Origin of the sequence: Sphingomonas soli NBRC 100801 (assembly GCF_001591025.1) — a bacterium.
GTDB classification, from domain to species: domain Bacteria; phylum Pseudomonadota; class Alphaproteobacteria; order Sphingomonadales; family Sphingomonadaceae; genus Sphingomonas; species Sphingomonas soli.
This window is the reverse complement of sequence record NZ_BCTZ01000013.1, coordinates 138,735-159,888: the sequence shown is the minus strand read 5'-3', so window position 1 is coordinate 159,888 and position 21,154 is coordinate 138,735. Positions and strand designations below refer to the sequence as shown.

Annotated in this window: 23 protein-coding genes; 21 read left to right on the top strand and 2 right to left on the bottom strand. The window is 66.5% G+C overall.

The features are described 5' to 3' along the window. Positions 1-4: 4 nt before the first annotated feature. The gene (locus tag SSO01S_RS10075) at positions 5-514 is read right to left on the bottom strand and encodes a MerR family transcriptional regulator (RefSeq protein WP_066798553.1); all 510 of its coding nucleotides are present in this window, start codon (positions 512-514) and stop codon (positions 5-7) included. A gap of 441 nt (positions 515-955) precedes the next feature. Between SSO01S_RS10075 and SSO01S_RS17750 the strand changes: the two genes are divergently transcribed. Then, positions 956-1,123 carry a hypothetical protein gene (locus tag SSO01S_RS17750; RefSeq protein ID WP_169798347.1) on the top strand — a complete coding sequence of 56 codons (168 nt, stop codon included), beginning with the start codon at positions 956-958 and terminating at the stop codon, positions 1,121-1,123. 17 nt (positions 1,124-1,140) lie between these two features. Here the strand turns inward: SSO01S_RS17750 and SSO01S_RS10070 are convergent, their stop codons facing one another. Beyond that, positions 1,141-1,488: a hypothetical protein gene (locus SSO01S_RS10070; protein WP_157073723.1), complete on the bottom strand. Its 348-nt coding sequence runs from the start codon at positions 1,486-1,488 to the stop codon at positions 1,141-1,143. A gap of 672 nt (positions 1,489-2,160) precedes the next feature. Here SSO01S_RS10070 and SSO01S_RS10060 point away from each other — a divergent pair. From SSO01S_RS10060 to trbL, 20 genes are all read left to right on the top strand, one after another. After that, the gene (locus tag SSO01S_RS10060; RefSeq protein WP_066798550.1) at positions 2,161-2,484 is read left to right on the top strand and encodes a DUF736 domain-containing protein; all 324 of its coding nucleotides are present in this window, start codon (positions 2,161-2,163) and stop codon (positions 2,482-2,484) included. 198 nt (positions 2,485-2,682) lie between these two features. Continuing rightward, a complete protein-coding gene (locus SSO01S_RS10055; RefSeq protein WP_066798549.1) occupies positions 2,683-3,414 on the top strand; it encodes a DNA -binding domain-containing protein in 732 nt (243 codons plus the stop codon). Between the two features lie 121 nt (positions 3,415-3,535). After that, a complete protein-coding gene (locus SSO01S_RS10050) occupies positions 3,536-3,811 on the top strand; it encodes a helix-turn-helix transcriptional regulator (RefSeq protein WP_066798548.1) in 276 nt (91 codons plus the stop codon). Further along, complete coding sequence (locus SSO01S_RS10045) at positions 3,808-4,338, top strand: DUF2840 domain-containing protein (RefSeq protein ID WP_083942958.1); 531 nt, start codon at positions 3,808-3,810, stop codon at positions 4,336-4,338. The genes SSO01S_RS10050 and SSO01S_RS10045 overlap by 4 nt, the downstream gene beginning before the upstream one ends. Then, a complete protein-coding gene (locus SSO01S_RS10040; protein ID WP_066798547.1) occupies positions 4,335-4,931 on the top strand; it encodes a S26 family signal peptidase in 597 nt (198 codons plus the stop codon). Before SSO01S_RS10045 ends, SSO01S_RS10040 begins: the two co-directional genes overlap by 4 nt. Next, complete coding sequence (locus SSO01S_RS10035; RefSeq protein ID WP_066798546.1) at positions 4,915-5,259, top strand: DUF736 domain-containing protein; 345 nt, start codon at positions 4,915-4,917, stop codon at positions 5,257-5,259. The genes SSO01S_RS10040 and SSO01S_RS10035 overlap by 17 nt, the downstream gene beginning before the upstream one ends. Continuing rightward, positions 5,259-5,966 (top strand): lytic transglycosylase domain-containing protein, encoded by a 708-nt coding sequence (locus tag SSO01S_RS10030; RefSeq protein WP_066798545.1) that lies wholly within the window; start codon positions 5,259-5,261, stop codon positions 5,964-5,966. Before SSO01S_RS10035 ends, SSO01S_RS10030 begins: the two co-directional genes overlap by 1 nt. Positions 5,967-6,213: 247 nt before the next feature. Then, on the top strand, positions 6,214-7,956 hold the full coding sequence (locus SSO01S_RS10025) for a relaxase/mobilization nuclease domain-containing protein (RefSeq protein WP_066798544.1): 1,743 nt from the start codon (positions 6,214-6,216) through the stop codon (positions 7,954-7,956). A gap of 13 nt (positions 7,957-7,969) precedes the next feature. Then, the gene (locus tag SSO01S_RS10020; protein WP_066798543.1) at positions 7,970-9,943 is read left to right on the top strand and encodes a conjugal transfer protein TraG; all 1,974 of its coding nucleotides are present in this window, start codon (positions 7,970-7,972) and stop codon (positions 9,941-9,943) included. Further along, positions 9,940-10,371: a CopG family transcriptional regulator gene (locus tag SSO01S_RS10015; RefSeq protein WP_066798542.1), complete on the top strand. Its 432-nt coding sequence runs from the start codon at positions 9,940-9,942 to the stop codon at positions 10,369-10,371. Before SSO01S_RS10020 ends, SSO01S_RS10015 begins: the two co-directional genes overlap by 4 nt. A 47-nt stretch (positions 10,372-10,418) precedes the next feature. Continuing rightward, a complete protein-coding gene (locus SSO01S_RS10010; protein WP_157073722.1) occupies positions 10,419-10,811 on the top strand; it encodes a hypothetical protein in 393 nt (130 codons plus the stop codon). A gap of 93 nt (positions 10,812-10,904) precedes the next feature. Further along, positions 10,905-12,926 (top strand): TonB-dependent receptor family protein, encoded by a 2,022-nt coding sequence (locus tag SSO01S_RS10005; protein WP_066798541.1) that lies wholly within the window; start codon positions 10,905-10,907, stop codon positions 12,924-12,926. Continuing rightward, entirely contained in the window at positions 12,920-14,290 is a 1,371-nt protein-coding gene (locus SSO01S_RS10000) for a PepSY-associated TM helix domain-containing protein (protein WP_157073721.1), read from the top strand. Before SSO01S_RS10005 ends, SSO01S_RS10000 begins: the two co-directional genes overlap by 7 nt. 275 nt (positions 14,291-14,565) lie before the next feature. Then, on the top strand, positions 14,566-15,540 hold the full coding sequence (gene trbB, locus SSO01S_RS09995; protein ID WP_066798540.1) for a P-type conjugative transfer ATPase TrbB: 975 nt from the start codon (positions 14,566-14,568) through the stop codon (positions 15,538-15,540). Continuing rightward, positions 15,537-15,866 carry a TrbC/VirB2 family type IV secretion system protein gene (locus SSO01S_RS09990; protein WP_066798539.1) on the top strand — a complete coding sequence of 110 codons (330 nt, stop codon included), beginning with the start codon at positions 15,537-15,539 and terminating at the stop codon, positions 15,864-15,866. Before trbB ends, SSO01S_RS09990 begins: the two co-directional genes overlap by 4 nt. After that, a complete protein-coding gene (locus SSO01S_RS09985) occupies positions 15,866-16,144 on the top strand; it encodes a VirB3 family type IV secretion system protein (protein WP_066798538.1) in 279 nt (92 codons plus the stop codon). Before SSO01S_RS09990 ends, SSO01S_RS09985 begins: the two co-directional genes overlap by 1 nt. A gap of 7 nt (positions 16,145-16,151) precedes the next feature. Continuing rightward, complete coding sequence (gene trbE, locus SSO01S_RS09980) at positions 16,152-18,578, top strand: conjugal transfer protein TrbE (protein WP_066798537.1); 2,427 nt, start codon at positions 16,152-16,154, stop codon at positions 18,576-18,578. A 5-nt stretch (positions 18,579-18,583) separates the two neighbouring features. Then, a complete protein-coding gene (trbJ, locus tag SSO01S_RS09975) occupies positions 18,584-19,333 on the top strand; it encodes a P-type conjugative transfer protein TrbJ (RefSeq protein ID WP_066798536.1) in 750 nt (249 codons plus the stop codon). An 11-nt stretch (positions 19,334-19,344) separates the two neighbouring features. After that, complete coding sequence (trbK-alt, locus tag SSO01S_RS09970; protein WP_083942957.1) at positions 19,345-19,698, top strand: putative entry exclusion protein TrbK-alt; 354 nt, start codon at positions 19,345-19,347, stop codon at positions 19,696-19,698. 1 nt (position 19,699) lies between these two features. Beyond that, positions 19,700-21,151, top strand: coding sequence for a P-type conjugative transfer protein TrbL (gene trbL / locus SSO01S_RS09965; RefSeq protein WP_066798534.1), 1,452 nt, complete (start codon positions 19,700-19,702; stop codon positions 21,149-21,151). The last annotated feature ends 3 nt before the right edge of the window (positions 21,152-21,154 follow it).

Genomic DNA, 21,154 nt, shown 5'->3' with positions numbered 1-21,154 from the left:
CAGATCATGCCGAATGGCGCCTAGCTGTCGTTTCGGGAGAAGAGGAACCGCGCCGCGCGCCACGAACGGCAGGAAGGCTGAATAGGTCCAACTGGCCGTCGCTCGCGTCCGGTAGCGCGAAGCCATCGCGCAACGCGACCAGATGCGGGTCGAGAACGATCACAATGGCGTCGCCGACTACCGGCAATTTATCCGCGTCCACCAAGGACCAAGCGCCTCCGGGCCGCAAGACGAGCCGGTTGCCCCATAGGCTAAGAAAGGAGTTTTCGCCGAGCATCGTCCGCAAGCCATCGAAGGACGTCTTGTGCGCTTGGAGTTCCAAATTGAACTGGTCGCGCAGCAGCACGGCAACGCGCAGCGTCAGGACCGACTGCCAGCTGAATTTGGCAGCAGTACCCTTGCCCTTGGGGCGAACATCTGCCGGCACGATTGCGCGACGGCTTGTCCATTCACGTAGCTTCTCTGTTGATAGTCCCGTCAGCTTGCACGCAACAGGCGTCGGCACGAAGCGCACAGCAAATCCCCAATAGAACGGGTATGATGCCCGATCTTCCCGACGAGAACGGGTATCATGCCCATTCTTGGCGGTAAAGCATTCTGCATGATCCCCCTCGTGAGAACGCGTGCGGGACCCTTGTCGTGCCACTTACGCTTCGCAAGTCTGCATTCCCGTTCCCAATCAACTATATCGGCCGGACCGTTTACGGCCCAGAACCAGCCGTTCCTTGTATGAACGCCCGAGCTGAATTGCTCTGCCTCAGCGGAGCCGCCCCCCGCTCTTTGAGGCACTTCCTTGGACCGGCCCACGGCCTGACGCCATCAACCCGTAAAGGGTCCGCTATGCTTCGCATGCGGCCGCTGCGCCTGCGTCTTCGCGGTGATTGCGGCCGTGCGCCGGACACTTCGGGCGCCTGTCGAGCGGGGGCGGTCCCCGCTCCCGGACAGGAGCTTCGAGATGCCGCTCACCCTCGCACAAAGGAACGCCTGGAACCTCGCACGGACCCTCATGACCATCGTCGTCGTGTTCCGCATCGAAGGCAGCAATTTCGGCGTTGCCGAAGAACGTGACTTCGACGGCGATCCGTCGCTGATCGTTCGCGAATATGATCCGTTCGCGCGCTGACGGCGCGCGACGTCAGGCTAGTTCAGCGTGCCCTCGCGGCTTACCTGCATGGCCGGTGTCCATGCGCATTCCGGATTGTCGATGAAGTCCTTGAGCAGCCTCGCATAACGCGATCCGATATATTCGCCGGTCTTGCGGCGCGCGCTCGGCACGCGGCCAAGCCCGCAATTGAAATCGACCGCCACCATCACATCGGTCAACGCGATCCGGACGATGTCAGGGCTGACATAACCACCTTCCGTCCCCGGAACCGCGTTGAGGCTGATCACGGTATCAAGCACGGCATCGAACAATCGCTTGGAATAATCCGCCTCGCTTTCGCTGAGCGCCCTGTCGTCCTCGCCTGCCTTGGTCACGCTAGCCACTTTCAAAAAATCCCGTATCGATTCTCTGGAACGAATATAGAACATTGGCGATGTGAGTCCAACGCCGCGCCCTTCCGCGGTAAGATTGCACGATCGGCGCCCGCGGTCCGGCGGGACGCCTCGGCCTCGATCGTAGCAGCACTTGCCAGGCGAACTGCCGACGGCAGGGATCGCCTTTCCCGTCACTGCAGGGACGATACGGCGGGGGACGAGGGGCATCGGCAGATCCTCGAACCGGTGCTTCCTGGCGGTTAGGCCCGTGGCGCGGATGCGTGCGGCCCAGGCCTTCCCGAGATGGCTGGCGGCATTGTTGGTCGGGCGGACCAGGGAGGTCCGGACCTGTCCTGGAAACGGGGTTCGCCTGGCCCTGACCTGCCATGCCGACGCAGTTGAAGCGATGGTCCCGCTAAGTGTCATCCTCGGCTTGCCAGCCGCCCCTGAGGCCTCGTTGATGGCTGTATGGACGGATACCGGCTTCGCCTCGCCTGACTAGCCGCAACTGCCCAACCAAACTTTCTTCCCCTGGGCTGCGCCCATTCCTCGCGAGGCAAGAAAGCCCGGCTGGGCAGTCCTCCGCTGCGCTGCGGGCAAAGCTGCGGCGTCATTCGCACCCGTCCTTTCGACGCCATCGAGGCCGCATGGGGCGGTCTTGAGGAATTGAGGATTAAGACAATGGCGAACATCGGCAGCTTCAAGAAAGTCGGCGAGGAATATCAGGGCTCGATCGTGACCCTGAGCGTCCAGGCCAAAGGCGTCCGGATCGTTCCGGAACCCGCCAGCACCAACGACAATGCGCCCACCCACCGGGTCTATGTCGGCCGCGCGGAAATCGGCGCCGCCTGGGCCAAGACCTCGGCCGAGCAGCGACCCTACCTCTCGGTCAAGCTCGACGATCCCAGCTTCGCCCAGCCCATCTTCGCGAACCTTTTCGACGACGAGGGCGGCGACACTTCGAGCCTCATCTGGTCGCGCCCGCGGCGCTCCAGCAACGACTGATCGAGGCCAAGGCGCTCCGCCGGAAACGGCGGGGCGCCTTTCGCATGTCCTTTTCAACGCGCTTCTTTGGATTGGCTTGTCCCCATGCGGGCGCAGCGATCCTGCGCCGCGGGGACTTCGAAGCGTGGACGTGAAGTGGCGCTCTGGCGGCGGGAATAGTCCCGAGCCGGAGCTGATACCGTCGCCATTCGCTCGCCCTTGCCGGCCTATGCCGCCTCCGGCCTTGCGAAGCACGACCGCGCCGATTTCGCGCAGGAATATCTGCGGCGAAACGCGGCGTATCGCGCTGCCTGGCGCGCCTCTCATCGGGATCTGGCAGGGCACGAGGCGCTGGCCGAGGCCCGCCGCTGGGGGCTGATCCGCTTGTTCGACCCCGATCGCGCGGTGCGTGCCGCACCTGCGATCTGGCGCGCGGACTGCGCGTCGCAGATCGTCCCGCTGGTCGCGGCGCCTGCCCGGTTCAGCGGCGCGGCGCCGCTGCCCGGCATATCGGCGACCGCGGAATTCGCGGTTGCCGGCATGCGCCATCTCGTCTTCGACATCGCCGGCACGCGGCATCGCTTTGAGGTTCGGGAAGCCGATCGCGGGGCGCTCGCGATCCTCCTGCCGCCGCTCGGCAACGCGCTCGCCACCGCTGCCTGCGATGCGGCGCGGCGCATGCTCGCGGGATTGCGCATGGCCGAAACGGTGCGCGTCATGCGGCCCAGCGCCTTGCAGCGACAGCGCCTCGCGTTGCTGCTGCGCGTGCTCGACGCCTCGCTTGGCGGCGCCACCAATCGCGCGATCGGGACGCAGATCGTCTATCCCTGGCTCGCCGGCACCGACGCAATCGCATGGAAGGCGACGAGCGAGCGCCGCCGCGTCCAGCGCCTTGTCGACGAGGCCCATGGCCTCGCCGCCTCGGCCTATCGGGACATGCTGATCGGCTAGGGGCGACATTTGTCGGGGTGCGGTTTCAGCCGCTCCCTTCGCCCCGCCATCTGCCGCCATTGGAGGCCCGTGATTGGAATGGGCCCGCCGCGCTTGCCGGGCCAACGCCCGGAGAGTTTTGATGACAGGTGAGACCACCCAGCGGCTGCTCAGGACGCCCGATGCCGCCCTGTTGCTGGGTCTGTCGGCGCGCACGCTCGAGAAGCATCGTTGCTATGGAACCGGGCCCGTCTATCGCAAGCTTGGCGGGCGCATCGTCTATGCGGTCGACGACCTCATCAGCTGGGCGGACCAGGGCGTCCGCCGCTCGACCTCGGACAGCGGGACCGGCACCGTCCATCCCGCCAAGCGCATCGATCCGAGCATTCTCGATCGCAAGGGTCCGGTGCGGCGATGAGCGCCGCCATCGCCTCGTCCGGCGCCGATCCGGCTGTCCCCGTTCGCGGCCAGGCCTATCCCTTTACGGGGATAACCACGGTCGAACTGACCTGGGTCGAGCAAGCAACCGAGCGCTGGATCCTTTTCGGCACGCCGCTGCTCGATCAAATCCTCGACCGGCGGCGGCGCCTGCTTTCCTTCGCCGCGAACAGCGTCTTTGCCTTCGTTCGCTGGGCATCGAACGACTATGGCACCATCCTCTCCCGCCTCGATATCGTGCGCACGGTCGCGCCCGGCGAAGCCTATACGACGCTCCCATGCGTCGCGCCGGGCGGCGAGCTTTTGCTCCATCTTGGCGGCTGGCCGAAGGTCCGCGCCTGCCTCGAACTGATCGACGGGATCGAGACTCTGGGGGTCGATCCCGGCGCGGTCGCACCGGACTATTGGCGCCATGCGCATAACCGGCTGATCGCCGGGTTTCGCCCGCGCGCCTATTCGCTGGCGCGCCATCGCGCCTGGCTCCTGCGCCGCGAGATCGGGGCATGAAGCGGGCCGGCATCCTGCTCACCGGCTATTGCGCGATCGGCGCGGTGATCCTCCCGGCCGTCATTCGCCCGGTGCCGCGCCTCGTCTGGAACGCCAGCGCCAGCGTGCCGGTCGGCCTCTATGCGGCGCGCCCGGCAACAGGCGTGAAACGTGGCGACCTGGTCGCGGCGCATGCGCCAGCAACCGTCGCCCGCTTGATGGCGGAGCGCGGCTATCTGCCGCTGCGCGTGCCCATGCTCAAGCATGTCATGGCCGTGGCCGGGCAGACCGTCTGCCGCTCCGGCCTCGTCGTCACGATCGACGGCCTGGCAGTCGCCAAGGCCCGACCGCGCGATCGCCTCGGCCGCCCGCTGCCGTCGTGGAACGGCTGCCGGACGCTGCGCTCCGGCGAAGTCCTGCTGCTCAATCCCGCCTCCGCCGGCAGCTTTGACGGACGCTATTTCGGTCCGGTGCCCGCCCGCGGAATCGTCGCGGTGCTCACGCCGCTCTGGCTTCCCGGCGGCAGCGAAGCTGCCCCGGCGAGCGCGCCGCTCGTGCGCGAAACTTCCCCCGAACTCAAGGCCCAAGGAGACTCCCATGATCCATATCGGTGAATTCAACGAACGCGGCGACGGCTTTGCCGGGCGCCTCGAAACCCTCGCGATCGGGGCGGCACTGACCATCGTGCCGGCGACCCGAAGCGATATCCGCAATGCGCCCGACTATCGCGTGCATGTCGGCGATAATGGCGAGGGACCCGAGGTCGGCGCCGGCTGGAAGCGCACCGGCGAGAAGGCCGGACCCTATGTCGCGATCGTCATCGACGATCCCGTCTTTCCCCGCCCGCTGCGCGCAAACCTCTTTCGGCCGGCGGTCGAAGGCCAGCCGCATCTGCTCTTCTGGCAGCGTGGGTCACGCCGCCGCGAGAGCGAGCAGCAGTGATGGACCGTGCGATCGGACATCGGATTGTTGGCGTCGCGCTCGCCCTGGCGTGGCTCTACCCGCCCATGGCGAGCGCGCATGCCGCCCTGCTCGCGGTGCCGTGCCTGCCCTCGATAGCGCTCGATGAACCGATCGCACGCGCGTCTCAGCGCTTCGTCATTCCGGACAGTCTGATCCGCGCAGTCATCGCCGTGGAGAGCGGCGGCGTGGTCTATGCCGTGTCCCCCAAGGGCGCGATGGGGCTGATGCAGTTGATGCCCGGCACCTGGGCGGAGCTGCGCCGGCGCTACGCGCTCGGCAGCGATCCGTTCGACCCGTGCGACAATATTTTCGCAGGCACTGCTTACCTTCGCGAACTGCTCGACCGATATGGCGATCCGGGATTTCTGGCGGCCTATAATGCGGGTCCGGGGCGCTACGAAGCCTATCTGGCCGGCCGACCCTTGCCCGCCGAGACCGTCGCTTATGTCGCCCGTTTGTCGGGCCGGATGTTGGCCGACGGGGCTTCGATCACGCGGCGAATTGGTCCCGATCCCGAGGCCTGGCGGCGCGGTGGCCTGTTCGTCCGCGCGCCCGAAAGTCCAGCCGGGGAGGCTGCGGAGCCGCTCGAATCTTCGTCTTCCGAACCGCAAACAGCAACCGACTCACGCCCGTCCGGACCTCCCCGGGACTCCGTGTTCGTGCCTCGGACGGGCGTTCCGAAATGATGGCTCAACTCGTCCTTCGCTCGCTTTGTGGCCGTTGGGAGCAGCCATCGGGAAACAGGCTGGGGGGAGTGCAGGAAGGAGGACATAGGGGATGGCGAGATAAAAGCGCCGCCGTCGGCCTGGGCGCATGTGGTTGTTCCGATTGTGGAATTTGCGCCGTCTGTCCCCACACCCTGCCGTCGCCTGCCCCATTTTATCTTGGAAAATCAACACTTCGTGCGCTGGCAGCGTCACCGGGAGCACGCCAATGACCGCGGGCGACGACGACTTCCAGGTCCGACCCGGAAAGGGCAAAAGCCGGGGGTCGGGAAGCGTCCGGCCGCTCAGCCTGGCCGCGCAGGTCAAGCGTGCCGCAGCGCGCGCCGGCTTCGCGCGCCGGCCGACCCGGCGCGGTGGCGGCACCGGGCGGCTGGGGCGGGGACGCGGCGCCGCGCTCGCCGGGCGGCATTCCGCGGCATCGCGGCGGGTCATCGTCAAAGCCCGGATCGTCCGCCATTCGGGTCCGCGCTTTCGCGCCGCGCCGCTCGCGCGTCACATTGCCTATCTCGAGCGCGACGGCGTGACTCGCGACGGGCGCGATGCGTCCATGTTCGATGCCGGATCCGACCGGGCAAGCGGCGACGCGTTCGCCGGGCGGTGCGCGGACGACCGGCATCATTTCCGCTTCATCGTCTCGCCCGAAGATGCCGGCGAGCTCGCCGATCTCAGGACCTTCACCCGCGAACTGATGGGCGACATGTCGAAAGACCTCGGCCCGCGGCTCGACTGGGTCGCGGTCGATCACTGGAACACCGACAATCCCCACGTCCATATCCTGGTCCGCGGGGTCGCCGAAGACGGCGCTGATCTCGTCATCGACCGCGGCTATATGGCCCATGGGCTGCGCGACCGCGCCGAGGCCCGCGTCACCCTGGAACTCGGACCGCGCAGCGAGCGCGAGATCCAGCACGCGCTAGCCCGGGAAGTCGAGGCCGACCGGTGGACCAGCCTCGACAAGGGGCTGCGATCGCGCGCCGGCGAGGACGGCGTGGTGGATCTCCGGCCCGGAGCGAGCTCGACGCCCGATCGCCGGTCGCTTCTGCTGACCGGCCGCGCCCAGAAGCTCGAGCGGCTCGGGCTCGCGACACCGGCAGGTCCGGCCTGCTGGAGGCTCAAGCCAAATATCGAACCGCGGCTTCGCGAGCTTGGCGATCGCGGCGACATCATCAAGACGATGCACCGCGCGATGCGGGAGGGCGGCCATGCCATCCAGGAAAGCCGGCTCGCCATTCACCCTCCCGGCGCCGCGGAGCCGCTGGTCGGGCGCCTTGTCGCGCGCGGGCTCCAGGACGAGCTGACCGGCACCGCTTATGCGATCGTCGACGGAATCGATGGACGTCACCATCACCTGCGGCTCGGCGACCTCGAGCTGACCGGCGATGCCGCGGCCGGCGCGATCGTCGAGCTGCGCAGCTGGCAGGACAGGGGTGGCGTCCAGCGCAGCGCGCTGGCGGTGCGCAGCGATCTGCCACTCCAAAGCCAGGTCACCGCGCGCGGGGCGACCTGGCTCGACCGCCAGCTGCTGGCGCGCGATTTCGCGCCGGCCAGCCAGGGGTTCGGCGCCGAGGTTCGCGACGCGATGCGCGCACGCGAGGATCATCTCGTGGCCGAGGGCCTGGCGACCCGGAACGGCAAGCGCGTCATCCTTGCCCCCAATCTGATCGATACGCTGCGTTCGGCCGACCTGCGTGAGGCGTCCGCTCGCATCGCCGCGCGCACCGGACTGACACCCTACGAGACGGCACCCGGCTCGACGATCGCCGGCACCTATCGCGAGCGCGTCACGCTCGCCTCGGGCCGCTTTGCGATGATCGACGACGGCCTCGGCTTCCAGCTCGTGCCGTGGCGCCCGGCGCTCGACCGGCAGCTGGGGGCAAGCGTCACCGGCACCATGGCAGCCGGCGGCGGGATCGACTGGACCTTCGGCCGCAGCCGCGGCCACGGCATCTAGAAAGGCAGACCCCATGCAATCCTCGAAGATCCTCTGGGGGCAAGTGACGGTCGTGCTGCTGATCGTGCTCGGCGCGGTCTGGGGCGCGACGCAATGGACCGCCCAGGCACTTGGATATCAGCCGGAGCTCGGGCCGCCCTGGTTCCGGCTGGAAGGCTATCCAGTCTATCCGCCGCCTGCCTTTTTCTGGTGGTGGTTCAGCTACGATGCCTATGCGCCGGATGTCTTCGTGCAGGGCGCCTATATCGCGGCGTCGGGCGGGATAGCCGCGGTCGTGGTCGCGATCACCATGTCGGTCTGGCGCGCCCGCGAGCGCAAGCATGCCGAGACCTATGGCTCGGCGCGCTGGGCTACCCATAAAGAGGTCGAGCGTGCCGGGCTGCTCGGCGACGATGGCGTTGTGCTCGGCCGTCTCGACCAAGCCTATCTGCGGCATGACGGCCCCGAGCATGTACTGTGCTTTGCGCCGACGCGATCGGGCAAGGGCGTGGGTCTGGTCATCCCGTCGCTGCTGACTTGGGGCGGCTCGGCGATCGTCCACGATATCAAGGGCGAGAACTGGACGCTGACCGCTGGCTTTCGGGCGCGGATCGGGCGGGTGCTGCTGTTCGACCCGACCAATCCCGCATCGGCGGCCTACAATCCGCTGCTCGAGGTGCGCAAAGGCGAGTGGGAGGTCCGCGACGTCCAGAATGTCGCCGATGTTCTGGTCGATCCCGAAGGCTCGCTCGAGCGGCGCAACCATTGGGAAAAGACCAGTCATGCGCTGCTGGTCGGCGCGATTCTCCACGTCCTCTACGCCGAGCCCGACAAGACGCTTGCCGGCGTGGCGGCCTTCCTGTCCGACCCGAGGCGTCCGATCGAAGCGACGCTGGCGGCGATGATGTCGACGCGGCACCTGGGCGACGCCGGGGTCCATCCGGTGGTCGCGTCCGCGGCTCGCGAGTTGCTCAACAAGTCCGAGAATGAGCGGTCGGGCGTGCTCTCGACCGCCATGTCGTTTCTCGGCCTGTACCGGGATCCCGTGATCGCGCAGGTCACCAGCCGATCCGAATGGCGGATCGCCGATCTGGTCGAGGCTGATCGCCCGGCAACGCTCTATTTGGTCGTCCCGCCGTCCGATATCAGCCGCACCAAGCCGCTGATCCGGCTCCTGCTCAACCAGATCGGGCGGCGGCTGACCGAGGAGCTGAGGCCCAGTGCCAAACGGCACAAGGTGCTGCTGATGCTCGACGAGTTCCCGGCGCTTGGCCGCCTCGACTTCTTCGAGTCCGCGCTCGCCTTCATGGCCGGCTATGGCCTCAAGGCGTTCCTGATCGCCCAGTCGCTCAACCAGATCGAGAAGGCCTATGGCCCCAACAATGCGATACTAGACAATTGCCATGTCCGGGTGAGCTTCGCGACCAACGATGAGCGAACCGCCAAGCGGATCTCCGACGCGCTGGGCACCGCCACCGAGATGCGGGCGATGAAGAACTATGCCGGCCACCGGCTGTCGCCCTGGCTCGGCCATCTGATGGTCTCGCGCACCGAGACCGCGCGCGCGTTGCTGACCCCGGGCGAGATCATGCAGCTTCCGCCCGATGACGAGATCGTGATGGCGGCGGGCACCCATCCGATCCGCGCGCAGAAGGTACGCTATTTCGCCGATAAGCGGTTGGTCGCCCGTGTGATGGATCCGCCGTCGCCAAGCGGGTCTAGCGCCCCGCGCGAGAACGACTGGTCCGCGCTGCCCATCCCGGAACGCGGGCAGCCTGCTGCCGGGACGACGGAAGGCGATGACGATCCCGCCAATGGCGGCGTCCGCCGCGAGCCCGAACTGCCGGAAGAGCAGGACATCGTGCCGCGGCCGGCGCCGCCGCCCGGCGAGTTCGAATTCGACGATGGCGCAACCGAGGATGCGACCGCGGCGCGCCGCCTCACCGACCGGATGCGTGGCACCGCGCGTCAGGCGTCGTTGGACCCCAAGGATGGAATCGACCTATGAGCGCGCTTCGGATCAAGCATACCTTCCGGCTCCCGCCCGACCTCTCGGCGCAACTCGCCGACTATGCGTCGCGCAAGCGCGTGCCTCAGGCGCTGGTGGTCGAGACGGCACTCACGTCTTTCCTGTCCGGGGACAGCAGCGAACATCTCGAGGCGGTGCTGAGTCGCCGGCTGGACCGGCTATCTCGCCAGGCCGATCGCCTCGCCTGGAACGTCGAGCTTGGCAACGAAGCGCTGGCACAATTCGTGAGGTTCTGGCTCATCAACAATCCGCCGCTCCCGGACACCGCGCTTGCCGCGGCCCAGGCCATGGGCAGGGAACGCTGGGAGCGGTTTGTCGAGACACTAAACCGACGCATGGAGTTCGGGCCGCGATTGAGGAATGAGATCGCAGAAGATGTCCCTGCGCAGGATGACAGCCTGGATTGACTCTTGACCGGGTGACAACCAACCGTGCGGGTATTAGAGCGCCGCCCGTGGCCTCGCTCCGCACCATTGCTCGCACCCATCGCAATCTGGCCGCACTGATCGTGGTGGCGGCCTTGCTGTTGCGCATTCTGGTACCCGCGGGGTTCATGCCGGTGGTGCGGGACGGCAGGATGGTCATGAGCATTTGCTCGGGCATGGGACCGACAAAGATTGTCGTCGAGATTCCCGGGCTTAAGCATCAGCCCGAAGATCGTCAGGCGCAGAGCCCATGCGCCTTCGCCGATCTATCACTTCCTTCGCTGGCCGGCGCCGATCCGATCCAGCTTGCCGTGCTGGTCGCGTTTGTCTTGGCGCTTGGGCTCACCTTCTCGCCATACCTGCCGCCACGCGCCATCCTTCGGTTGCGCCCGCCGCTCAGAGGCCCTCCGGTCCTGGCCTGATCCGACTGCTTCACGCGGACGCGAGGCCCGTCCTCTCGTTCCGATCAGGATTACGGGTGCGGCTTCGCCGCGCCTGAAAAGGGCTATGACAAAATGAACAAGACCATGTTGGCGGCGCTGCTCGCCACTACGATTGCCACGCCGGTGTTTGCGCAGGATCGCGCTGACGATCAGGATCGCACAAACCGGACCACCATTATCGTCATCGGCGCACGCGAAACAGAACAGGCGAGGACCGAGATCGAGCGCACGCCCGGTGGCGTCGAGGTCGTGTCAGACACCACGTTCAAGAACACGCCGGTCCAGAACATCAAGGATATCCTCGATTATGTGCCAGGCGTCATCACCCAGCTGCGCATGGGCGACGACGCGCGTGTCGCGATCCGCGGTTCCGGCCTGTCGCGCGCTTATGGCATCCGCGGCATCACGGTTCTGCTCGACGGGATTCCGATGAACACGTCGGACGGCCTGATGGACTTTTTCGAGATTGATCCCAGCGCCTACCGCTATGTCGAGGTATTCAAGGGTGGGAACGCGCTGCGCTACGGCTCGAACGCGCTTGGCGGAGCCGTAAATCTGGTGACGCCCACCGGGCGCGATGCGTCAATGCTCGATGCGCGGATTGACGTCGCCAGCTTCGGCTATGTGAAGGGGCAGGTCAGCACCGGCGGCGCATCGGGGAACTTCGACTATTTCGCGACCGTCTCGGGCCAGCGCATCGATGGCTATCGCGATCATAGCAACGGCGATGCGCTTCGCGGAAACCTCAACTTCGGCTACCGCTTATCGCCGACGGTCGAGACGCGCTTCTATGTGACGGCAGCGAGTACCAATCAGCGCATTCCCGGCGAAGTGACAAAAGCGCAGGCGCTGAACACGCCGCGCGCCGCGAACGCCGTCTGGGAGGCGCAGGATCAGCAGCGTAACGTCGAATCGATCCGCGTGTCGAACAAGACCAGCTTCACGTTCGGCGACACCACGCTCGATGTCGGCGCTTTCTACAACTGGCGCCATGTCGATCATCCGATCTTCCAGTATCTCGACTATACGGTCGACGACTACGGCGCGTTCGTGCGGGTGGTGGACGATCGCTCTCTCGGCGGTCTGCGCAACCGGCTGACGGTCGGCGCCAATCTCCAGAACGGGACGATCGACACCAATCAATATGTCAACGTCGCGGCCACCAAGGGTGCGCTTGCTGCCTCGATGGTCGACAAGTCAGGCAACCTGTCTTTCTACGCCGAGGACTCGCTATATGTGCGGCCAAACCTTTCGCTGATCGCCGGCATCCAGTACCTCGATGCGAGCCGCGACCGGCGCGACCGTTTCCTCTCGAACGGCGACCAGTCCGGCCGCAGGGATTTCAGCCTGTGGAGCCCGAAGTTCGGCGTGCTGTGGGAAGTGCAGCCCGGCACCCAGATCTTCGCCAACGTCTCACGCAGCGCCGAAGTGCCGAGCTACGACGCCAACGTCATCACCGCGGTCAATCTCAGGCCGCAGCGAGCGACCACCTATGAGATCGGCACGCGCGGGCATCGCGGCAATTTCGGCTGGGACGTCTCGCTCTACCGCTCGGAGCTCACCGACGAACTGCAGTGCCTGACAACCGGCCCATTCAGCGCGTGCGGCATCATAAATGTCGGCCACACCGTGCATCAGGGGATCGAAGCCGGCGTCGACGCGACGATTCCGTTGTCCAACTCGGGCGACAGCCTCTCGTTCACCGGCGCTTACACCTATAGCGACTTCTTCTTCGACGACGACGCGACCTATGGCGACAACCGTCTACCTGGCGTGCCGCAGCACTTCCTGCGCGCCGAATTGCTCTACAAGCACAAGAGCGGCTTCTATGCCGGACCCAATGCCGAATGGTCGCCCCAATCCTATTATGCCGACAATGCCAACACGCTGACGGTCAATCCCTATGCGCTGTTCAACCTCAAGGCCGGGTTCGACACGGGCAAACACTGGTCGATCTATGTCGAGGGACGCAACCTGACCGACAGGCGCTATATCTCGACCGTCGCGGTCGCGGGTGTCGCCAGCCCCGGCTCGGAGCTTTTCAATCCGGGCACCGGCCGAGCGGTCTTCGCTGGAGTGCGGTTCAAATGGTGACGACCGCAGCAAAGCCCCGGGCCGGTACCGGCTCGGGGACGCTCTATCGCAGGATCTGGCGCTGGCATTTCTACGCCGGGCTGTTCGTCCTGCCCTTCATCCTGATCCTGTCAGTGACGGGCACGATCTATCTGTTCAAGCCGCAGATCGATAGATGGCAAGAACGCTCCTATCAGGCACTCCCGACGGACAATGCGGTATCGCCGGACCAGCAGCTCGCGTCGGCGCTGACCACATTCCCCACGGGGCGCCTGAATGCCTATCGCCTGCCACAAAGGGCAGGCGATGCGGCTATGATCACGCTCGTCTTCGCCAATGGCGACAAACTGGACGTGTTCGTGTCGCCCCAGGGCCAGCTGCTCGGCGCGCGCGATCCGGCGAGCAAGATTTCTGAGACGGTGGCGAAGATCCACGGAACGCTGCTGCTGGGCAAATGGGGCGATTGGCTGGTCGAGCTGGCCGCCAGCTGGACGATCGTGCTGATCCTGAGCGGGCTTTATCTGTGGTTGCCCCGACCGTTCAGTGCCGCTGGGACCTTGTGGCCGCGCCTCTCTCTCAAGGGGCGCCCGCTGCTCAAGGATATCCACCGGGTCACTGGCTTCTGGATCGCAGGCTTCGTGTTGGTGATGCTGGCAAGCGGTCTGCCTTGGGCCGGGGCATGGGGCAGCGCATTCAAATGGGCGCGCACCGAACTCGGGCTGGTCGAAGGGCGGCAGGAATGGAAGATCGGTACCGCCGCGAGCGAACCGCAGCACGATCATCACGCAGAGGGTATGCCAATGCCGATGAACATGTTGCCTGCGTCGATCCCCGCCGGACTGACGCTATCGGCGTTCGTCGCCAAGGCGCAGGTCGAGCATCTGGCCTTTCCTGCACTGGTGATCCCGCCCCACGCGCCACAGCGCTTCGGCCCGCCGACCGGCGATGTGTGGACCGCCAAATCCGAAGCGCAGAATCGGCCTTTGGGTCGTGAAGTAACCTACGACCCGGAGACTGGTGCCGAGACGGGGCGAAGCGGTTTCGCAGACAAGCATGTCGTCGACCGGATCGTGAATACCGGCATCGCCTGGCATGAGGGCCAGCTGTTCGGGCTCGCCAATCAACTGATGGGCTTGATCACTGCGATCTTACTCGTGGCAATCAGCGGGTTAGGGGTTGCGATGTGGTTGAAACGCCGCCCGCAGGGCGCAGTAGGCGCACCCCCGGTACAAGGTTCGTTGTCCAAGCGATGGCCGATTGCGGTTATTATCGTGCTCGGCGCCTTGCTGCCATTGTTCGGGCTCTCGTTGGCCGTCATTCTCACGCTCGAAGCGGTGCTTCGCGTGCTGCGAAAGAATTTCAAAGCTAGGATCGCCGGCCGATAAGCAACCGCGAGCGGCGAATTTAGGTTTGACGCAGTTTGCGGCGGTCAAGATCCGTAGGCCGCCGCAAACTGCGGAGTCGCGTGCTTGCATAGCAAGACGCTGCCCAAGCGGGTTTTGCCCGCTTGCTCCAGCCGGCACCCACGCCGCAACCTTCTTCTTCTACGCTATTGTGCGACGGAATTAAGTAGCTGTTGCGCTGAGAATATTTCGTGCGCCCTTAGTCAGCCCTGTCGCCGGCGCACTCACGCTCCGGCCTGAAGCCAGGGTGTCCGATCGTGACGGCAACGCCAGCCAGATCCGAGTCCTCGCGCCGCGGCGCCCGCATGCTGCGGACGGCGCTCGGTACCGCGATTGCCGCGTGGCTGGACGATCCCGAGATCGTCGAGGTCATGCTCAATCCGGATGGGCGACTCTGGGTTGACCGGCTCGGCGCCGGGCTCGCCGACACCGGCGAAATGGTCTCGGCAGCCGATGGCGAACGGATCATCCGGCTGGTCGCGCACCATGTCGGCAGCGAAGTGCATGGCCGTTCCCCGCGGGTGTCGGCGGAACTACCCGAGTCGGGTGAGCGCTTCGAAGGGCTGCTGCCTCCGATTGTGACCGCGCCGGCCTTCGCGATCCGCAAGCCCGCAGTCGCGGTGTTCACGCTCAACGACTATGTCGCATCCGGCATCATCTCCATCGCCCAGTGCGCGTCGCTTCGCGCCGCGGTGACCGGGCGCGAGAACATCCTGGTCGCTGGCGGCACCGGTACCGGCAAGACCACGCTCACCAACGCACTCCTCGCCGAGATTTCGGAGACAAGCGACCGTATCGTCCTGATCGAGGACACGCGCGAGTTGCAATGCACCGCACCCAATCTGGTCGCGATGCGGACCAAGGAAGGGGTGGCGACACTCTCCGATCTCGTCCGCTCCTCGTTGCGCCTGCGCCCGGACCGCATTCCGATCGGCGAAGTCCGCGGCGCCGAAGCGCTCGATCTCCTCAAGGCCTGGGGCACAGGCCACCCCGGCGGGTTCGGAACCATCCATGCCGGCACCGCCATCGGCGCGCTGCGCCGCCTCGAACAACTGATCCAGGAAGCCGTTACCACCGTGCCCCGCCCGCTGATCGCCGAGACCATCGGCCTGATCGCAGTGCTGGTGCGCGACGGTACCGGCCGCCGCCTCGCCGAACTCGCCCGCGTCGAAGGACTCGAGCCCTCGGGCGAATATCGCCTCCATTTCCTTGACCACGGAGAAGCCGAATGAACGTCTCGCTTTCCGCCGCCCGCACCCGCGTGGCGGCCCTCACCACCTGCGCGCTGGTCGCGCTTGCCGCCAGCCCGGCGCATGCCTCGGGATCGTCGATGCCATGGGAGAGCCCGCTCCAGTCGATCCTGGAGAGCATCGAAGGCCCGGTCGCCAAGATCATCGCGGTGATCATCATCATCGTGACCGGCCTGACGCTCGCCTTCGGTGAGACGTCGGGCGGGTTCCGCCGTCTCATCCAGATCGTCTTCGGGCTGAGCATCGCCTTTGCCGCCAGCTCCTTCTTCCTCAGCTTCTTCAGCTTCGGCGGTGGGGCGCTGATCTGATGGAGACGCTCGATCCCGGCGCGGCCATCCCCGGCTATTTCGCGCCCGTCCATCGCGCGCTGACCGAGCAGATCCTGCTCGGCGGCGCGCCGCGCTCGGTCGCAATCGTCAACGGCACGCTTGCCGGTGCGGTCGGCCTGGGATTGCGGCTGTGGCTGGTCGGGCTGCTCATCTGGGCGGTCGGCCACGCCGCCGCAGTCTGGGCGGCCCGCCGGGACCCCCAATTCCTCGAAGTCGGCCGGCGCCATATGCGCTACCCCGCCTTTCTGCGGGCGTGAGGCGACGATGATGTTCCTCCGCGAATATCGTGCGCGCGGCACGACGCTTTCCGATTTCCTGCCCTGGGCGGCGCTGATCGCGCCGGGCGTGGTCCTCAACAAGGATGGCTCGTTCCAGCGGACCGCCGCAATCCGAGGTCCCGACCTGGACTCGGCGACACCCGCGGAGCTGGTCGCCACGGCCGGACGGCTAAACAGCGCGCTCCGGCGGCTGGGCTCTGGCTGGGCGATCTTCTTCGAGGCGCAGCGCATTCCGGCGCTCGACTACCCGCTGGACCAGTTTCCAGATCCGGCCTCGGCACTGGTCGAGCGCGAGCGTCGCGAACAGTTCGCCGAGGAAGGCGCGCATTTCGAGAGTGCGTACTTCCTGACGCTGCAATGGATGCCGCCACCCGAGGATGCGGCGCGCGCCGAAGGCTGGCTCTATGAGGGCCGCTCGCGCACGGGCGTCGATCCCCATGAGCTGGTTGCCAGCTTCGTCGATCGCAGCACCCGGCTGCTCCAGCTGCTCGAAGGATTCGTGCCGGAAGCGCGTTGGCTCGATGACGGCGAGACGCTGACCTATCTCCATTCGACGGTCTCTTGCCGGCGCCAGCGGGTCGGCGTCCCCGACATCCCGATGTATCTGGACTCGATCCTGGCGGACGAGACGTTGGTCGGAGGACTGGAGCCGAGGCTTGGCAGCCAGCATCTGCGCACGCTGACCGTGACCGGCTTTCCGAGTTCGACCTTCCCAGGCCTGCTCGACGATCTCAACCGGCTGGCCTTTCCGTATCGCTGGGTGACGCGGGCAATCACGCTCGACAAGACCGACGCGACCAAGCTGCTCGGCCGCATTCGCCGGCAGTGGTTCGCCAAGCGCAAATCAATCGCCGCGATCCTCAAGGAGGTAATGACCAACGAGGCGTCGGTGCTGGTCGACAGCGACGCATCGAACAAGGCCGCCGATGCCGATCTCGCACTGCAGGAGCTTGGCAGCGACGTCGTTGGCCAGGCCTATGTAACAGCGACGGTCACCGTCTGGGATGCAGATCCCGGCCTTGCCGCCGAGAAGCTCCGGCTCGTGGAAAAGGTGGTCCAGGGCCGCGATTTCACCGTCATTGCGGAAGGGATGAATGCAGTCGAAGCCTGGCTCGGCAGCTTGCCCGGCCATGTCTATGCCAATGTCCGCCAGCCGCCGATCTCGACACTCAATCTCGCGCATATGGTACCGCTCTCGGCGGTCTGGGCGGGGCCGGGGCGCGACGAGCATTTCGATGCGGCGCCGCTGTTCTTTGCCCGGACCGAAGGTTCGACCCCCTTCCGCTTCTCGCTCCATGTCGGCGATGTCGGCCATACGCTGATCGTGGGGCCAACCGGCGCCGGCAAGTCGGTGCTGCTGGCGCTGATGGCCATGCAGTTCCGGCGCTACGAGGATGCGCAGATCTTCGCGTTCGACTTTGGCGGGTCGATCCGCGCCGCTGCCCTGGCGATGGGCGGAGACTGGCAGGACCTCGGACATGCGCCCCAGGATGAGAGTCCCCATGGCGTGCGGCTGCAACCCCTCGCTCGGATCGACGACCTTGCCGAGCGCAGCTGGGCCGCAGAGTGGCTCGGCGCCATCCTCGCCTCGGAAGGCGTGCCGCTCGATCCCCAGGCCAAGGAGCATCTCTGGGCGGCGCTGAACTCGCTGGCCTCCGCGCCCGTTTCGGAGCGGACGCTCACCGGCCTCGCCGTGCTGCTGCAGTCCCAGCAGCTCAAACAGGCACTTGGACCCTATTGCGTCGGCGGGCCCCACGGCCAGTTGCTCGACGCAGAATCCGAGCATCTGGGCGAGGCACGCGTCCAGGCATTTGAGACCGAAGGGCTGGTCGGCAGCGCTGCAGCGCCAGCGGTGCTCTCTTATCTGTTCCACCGGATCGAGGCGCATCTCACCGGTGAGCCGACGATGATCATCATCGACGAAGGCTGGCTCGTCCTCGACAGCCCGGCTTTCGCGCAGCAGCTGCGCGAATGGCTGAAGACGTTGCGCAAGAAGAATGCGAGCGTCGTCTTCGCAACCCAGAGTCTTGCCGATATCGAAACGTCGGCAATCGCGCCGGCGATCGTCGAGAGCTGCCCGACCCGCATCTTCCTGCCCAATGAACGCGCGTTCGAGCCGCAGATCGCTGCCATTTATCGCCGGTTCGGGCTCAACGATCGCCAGATCGAGATCCTCGCCCGGGCCACTCCGAAGCGCGATTATTACTGCCAGTCGCGCCGCGGCAATCGCCTGTTCGATCTCGGACTAGGCGAGGTCGCGCTCGCCTTTTCCGCCGCGTCGTCCCGGACCGACCAGCGGCGCATCGCCGAACTTCTCGAAGCCCATGGCCGCGCCGGTTTCGCCGCCGCGTGGCTGCGCGCCCGCGGACTCGATTGGGCCGCGGATCTTCTGCCCCTCACTGCCCAGGAGTAACTGTCATGCGTATCAAATCGCTTCGCCGCCTCGCGCTTTCCGGCGCTTCAGCATTGCTGCTGTCCTGCATGGCGGCGCCCGCCCATGCCCAGTTCGGCGGGATCGTCTACGACCCGACCAACTATTCGCAGAATGTGCTGACCGCCGCGCGCACGCTCGAGCAGATCAACAACCAGATCAAGTCGCTGCAGAACGAAGCCCAGTCGCTGATCAACGACGCCAAGAACCTGGCATCGCTGCCCACATCCGCGCTTGCGGAGCTCCAGTCGCAGGTCCGTGCGACCCAGCAGCTGCTCAGCAACGCCCAGCGTATCGCCTATTCGGTCCAGTCGATCGACGAGGCGTTCACCAAGCGGTACCGCGGTGCACCGATGTCCGCGACCGACAAGGCGCTGGTCGACAATGCCCGGGGGCGCTGGGAAGACACGGTTGCCGGCTTAGAGGACGCGCTGAAGGTCCAGGCCGGGGTTGTCGGGAATATCGAAGGGTCGCGCGAGGCGATGGACCGGATCATCGGCTCCAGCCAGTCCGCGTCCGGCGCGCTGCAGGCGGCACAAGCGGGCAACCAGTTGCTCGCGCTCCAAGCCCGGCAACTCGCCGACCTGACCGCAGTGGTCGCCGCCCAGGGTCGCGCACAGGCGCTGGAAAGCGCGCAGCGCGCCGCCGCGCAGGACCAGGCGCGCGAGCAGCTGCGCCGCTTCCTCACGCCCGGGACCGGCTATCAGCCGACCGCGGTGCAGATGTTCCACCGCTGAAGGCCGGGGCGATGAACATCCGGCTTCCGGCTCGCATCGGCGCTTGTGCGTGCCTCGGCGTGGCGCTCGCAATGGGCCTGCTCGCCTTTCGCGAGGAGCCGAAACCGGCATCGCCACCCGCCACCCTCTCGACCGACCTGCCCACAGACCCGCTCCAGGCGAAGCTCCGGAGCTGCCAGTTGGCCGGACAGGCGGCGGGCTCGGACCCGGGCTGCCTCGCAGCCTGGGCCGAGAACCGCCGGCGGTTCTTCGGACTACGGCCTGACCAGGAGGCCGAGCTGGCGCAGAGCGAGGCACCGGCAAAGTCTTCCGAACCGACGATCGTCGCGAACGACGCGGATCCCAGTTTCCAGCAGGAGCAGTGACATGGGCGGCACAGGCGTGGTCGACCGGTTCCTTGAGGTCTTCACTTCCTACATCGATTCCGGGTTCGGCCTGCTCCAGGGCGAGGTCGCCTTCCTTGCGACGACCCTGATCGTCATCGACGTGACGCTGGCGGCGCTTTTCTGGACCTTCGGCGAAGGCGACGACATCATCGCGCGCCTCGTCAAGAAGACGCTGTTCGTGGGCATTTTCGCCTACATCATCGGCAACTGGAACATGCTCGCGAGGATCGTCTTCGAGAGCTTCGCCGGACTTGGCCTGAAGGCGTCCGGCACGGGATTCACGACCGCTGAATTGCTGCAGCCGGGTCGGGTCGCCCAGGTCGGCCTCGACGCCGGACGCCCGATCCTCGACTCGATCTCGGGCCTGATGGGTTACATCAGCTTCTTCGAGAACTTCATTCAGATCGTCGTGCTGCTGTTCGCGTGGGTGATCGTGCTGCTCGCCTTCTTCGTGCTCGCCGTCCAGCTCTTCGTGACCCTCATCGAGTTCAAGCTGACCGTGTTGTGCGGTTTCGTGCTGATCCCGTTCGGACTGTTCGGCAAGACTGCCTTTATGGCCGAGCGGGTGCTCGGCAACGTCGTGTCGTCGGGCATTAAGGTCCTCGTGCTCGCGGTCATTGTCGGGATCGGCTCGACGCTCTTTTCCGAATTCACCGACGCGATCGGCAACGCGCAGCCGACGATCGAGGACGCGATGGCGATCGTGCTTGGCGCGCTGTGCCTGCTGGGCCTCGGCATCTTCGGCCCCGGTATCGCCAGCGGCATCGTCTCGGGCGGCCCGCAGCTGGGCGCCGGCGCGGCAGCTGGCACTGCACTTGCCGCAGGCGGCGTGGTCGCGGCAGGCGCCGCCGCCGGTGGCGCAGCGCTGGGCGCCGCAGGCGGCGCGCTGGCGGGTGCGGGCCGCACGGTCAGCACGGCAGCCAGCGCCTATCGCGCGGGTGCCGAAGGCAAGTCGGGCATCGCCGGGGTCGCATCCGGGCTCGGCAATGTCGGCCGCACAGCCGCCAACAGCGCCATGTCGCCGCTTCGCCGCGCTTCCGGCGGCGGCACTGGCGGATCGGGCGGCGGCAGCGGTGCCCCGGTTTCGGGGAGCGCCGCGGCACCATCGCCCGCACCGGCACCGGCCGAACGCGATTCGGGTGGCGCCCCCAAACCTCAGACCGGCGCCGGCCCGGTCGAGCGCGACAGCGGCGGAGTTCCGATGCCCCAGAGCGAAGCGACGCCCACGACTGCTGCCACGGGGCAGGCCGAGGAAACCCCATCCACGCCGCCACCCGCAGCGGACACGCCGCGCAGCGAGCCTCCCGCCTGGGCCAAATCGATGCGTCGCCACCAGGCGATCGTCCACGGCGCCAACGTTGCAACCCACACGCTGCGAGGCGGCGACAGCCGCGGCCCCGGGGCCTCCGTCAGCGTCACCGACAAGGAGTAAATC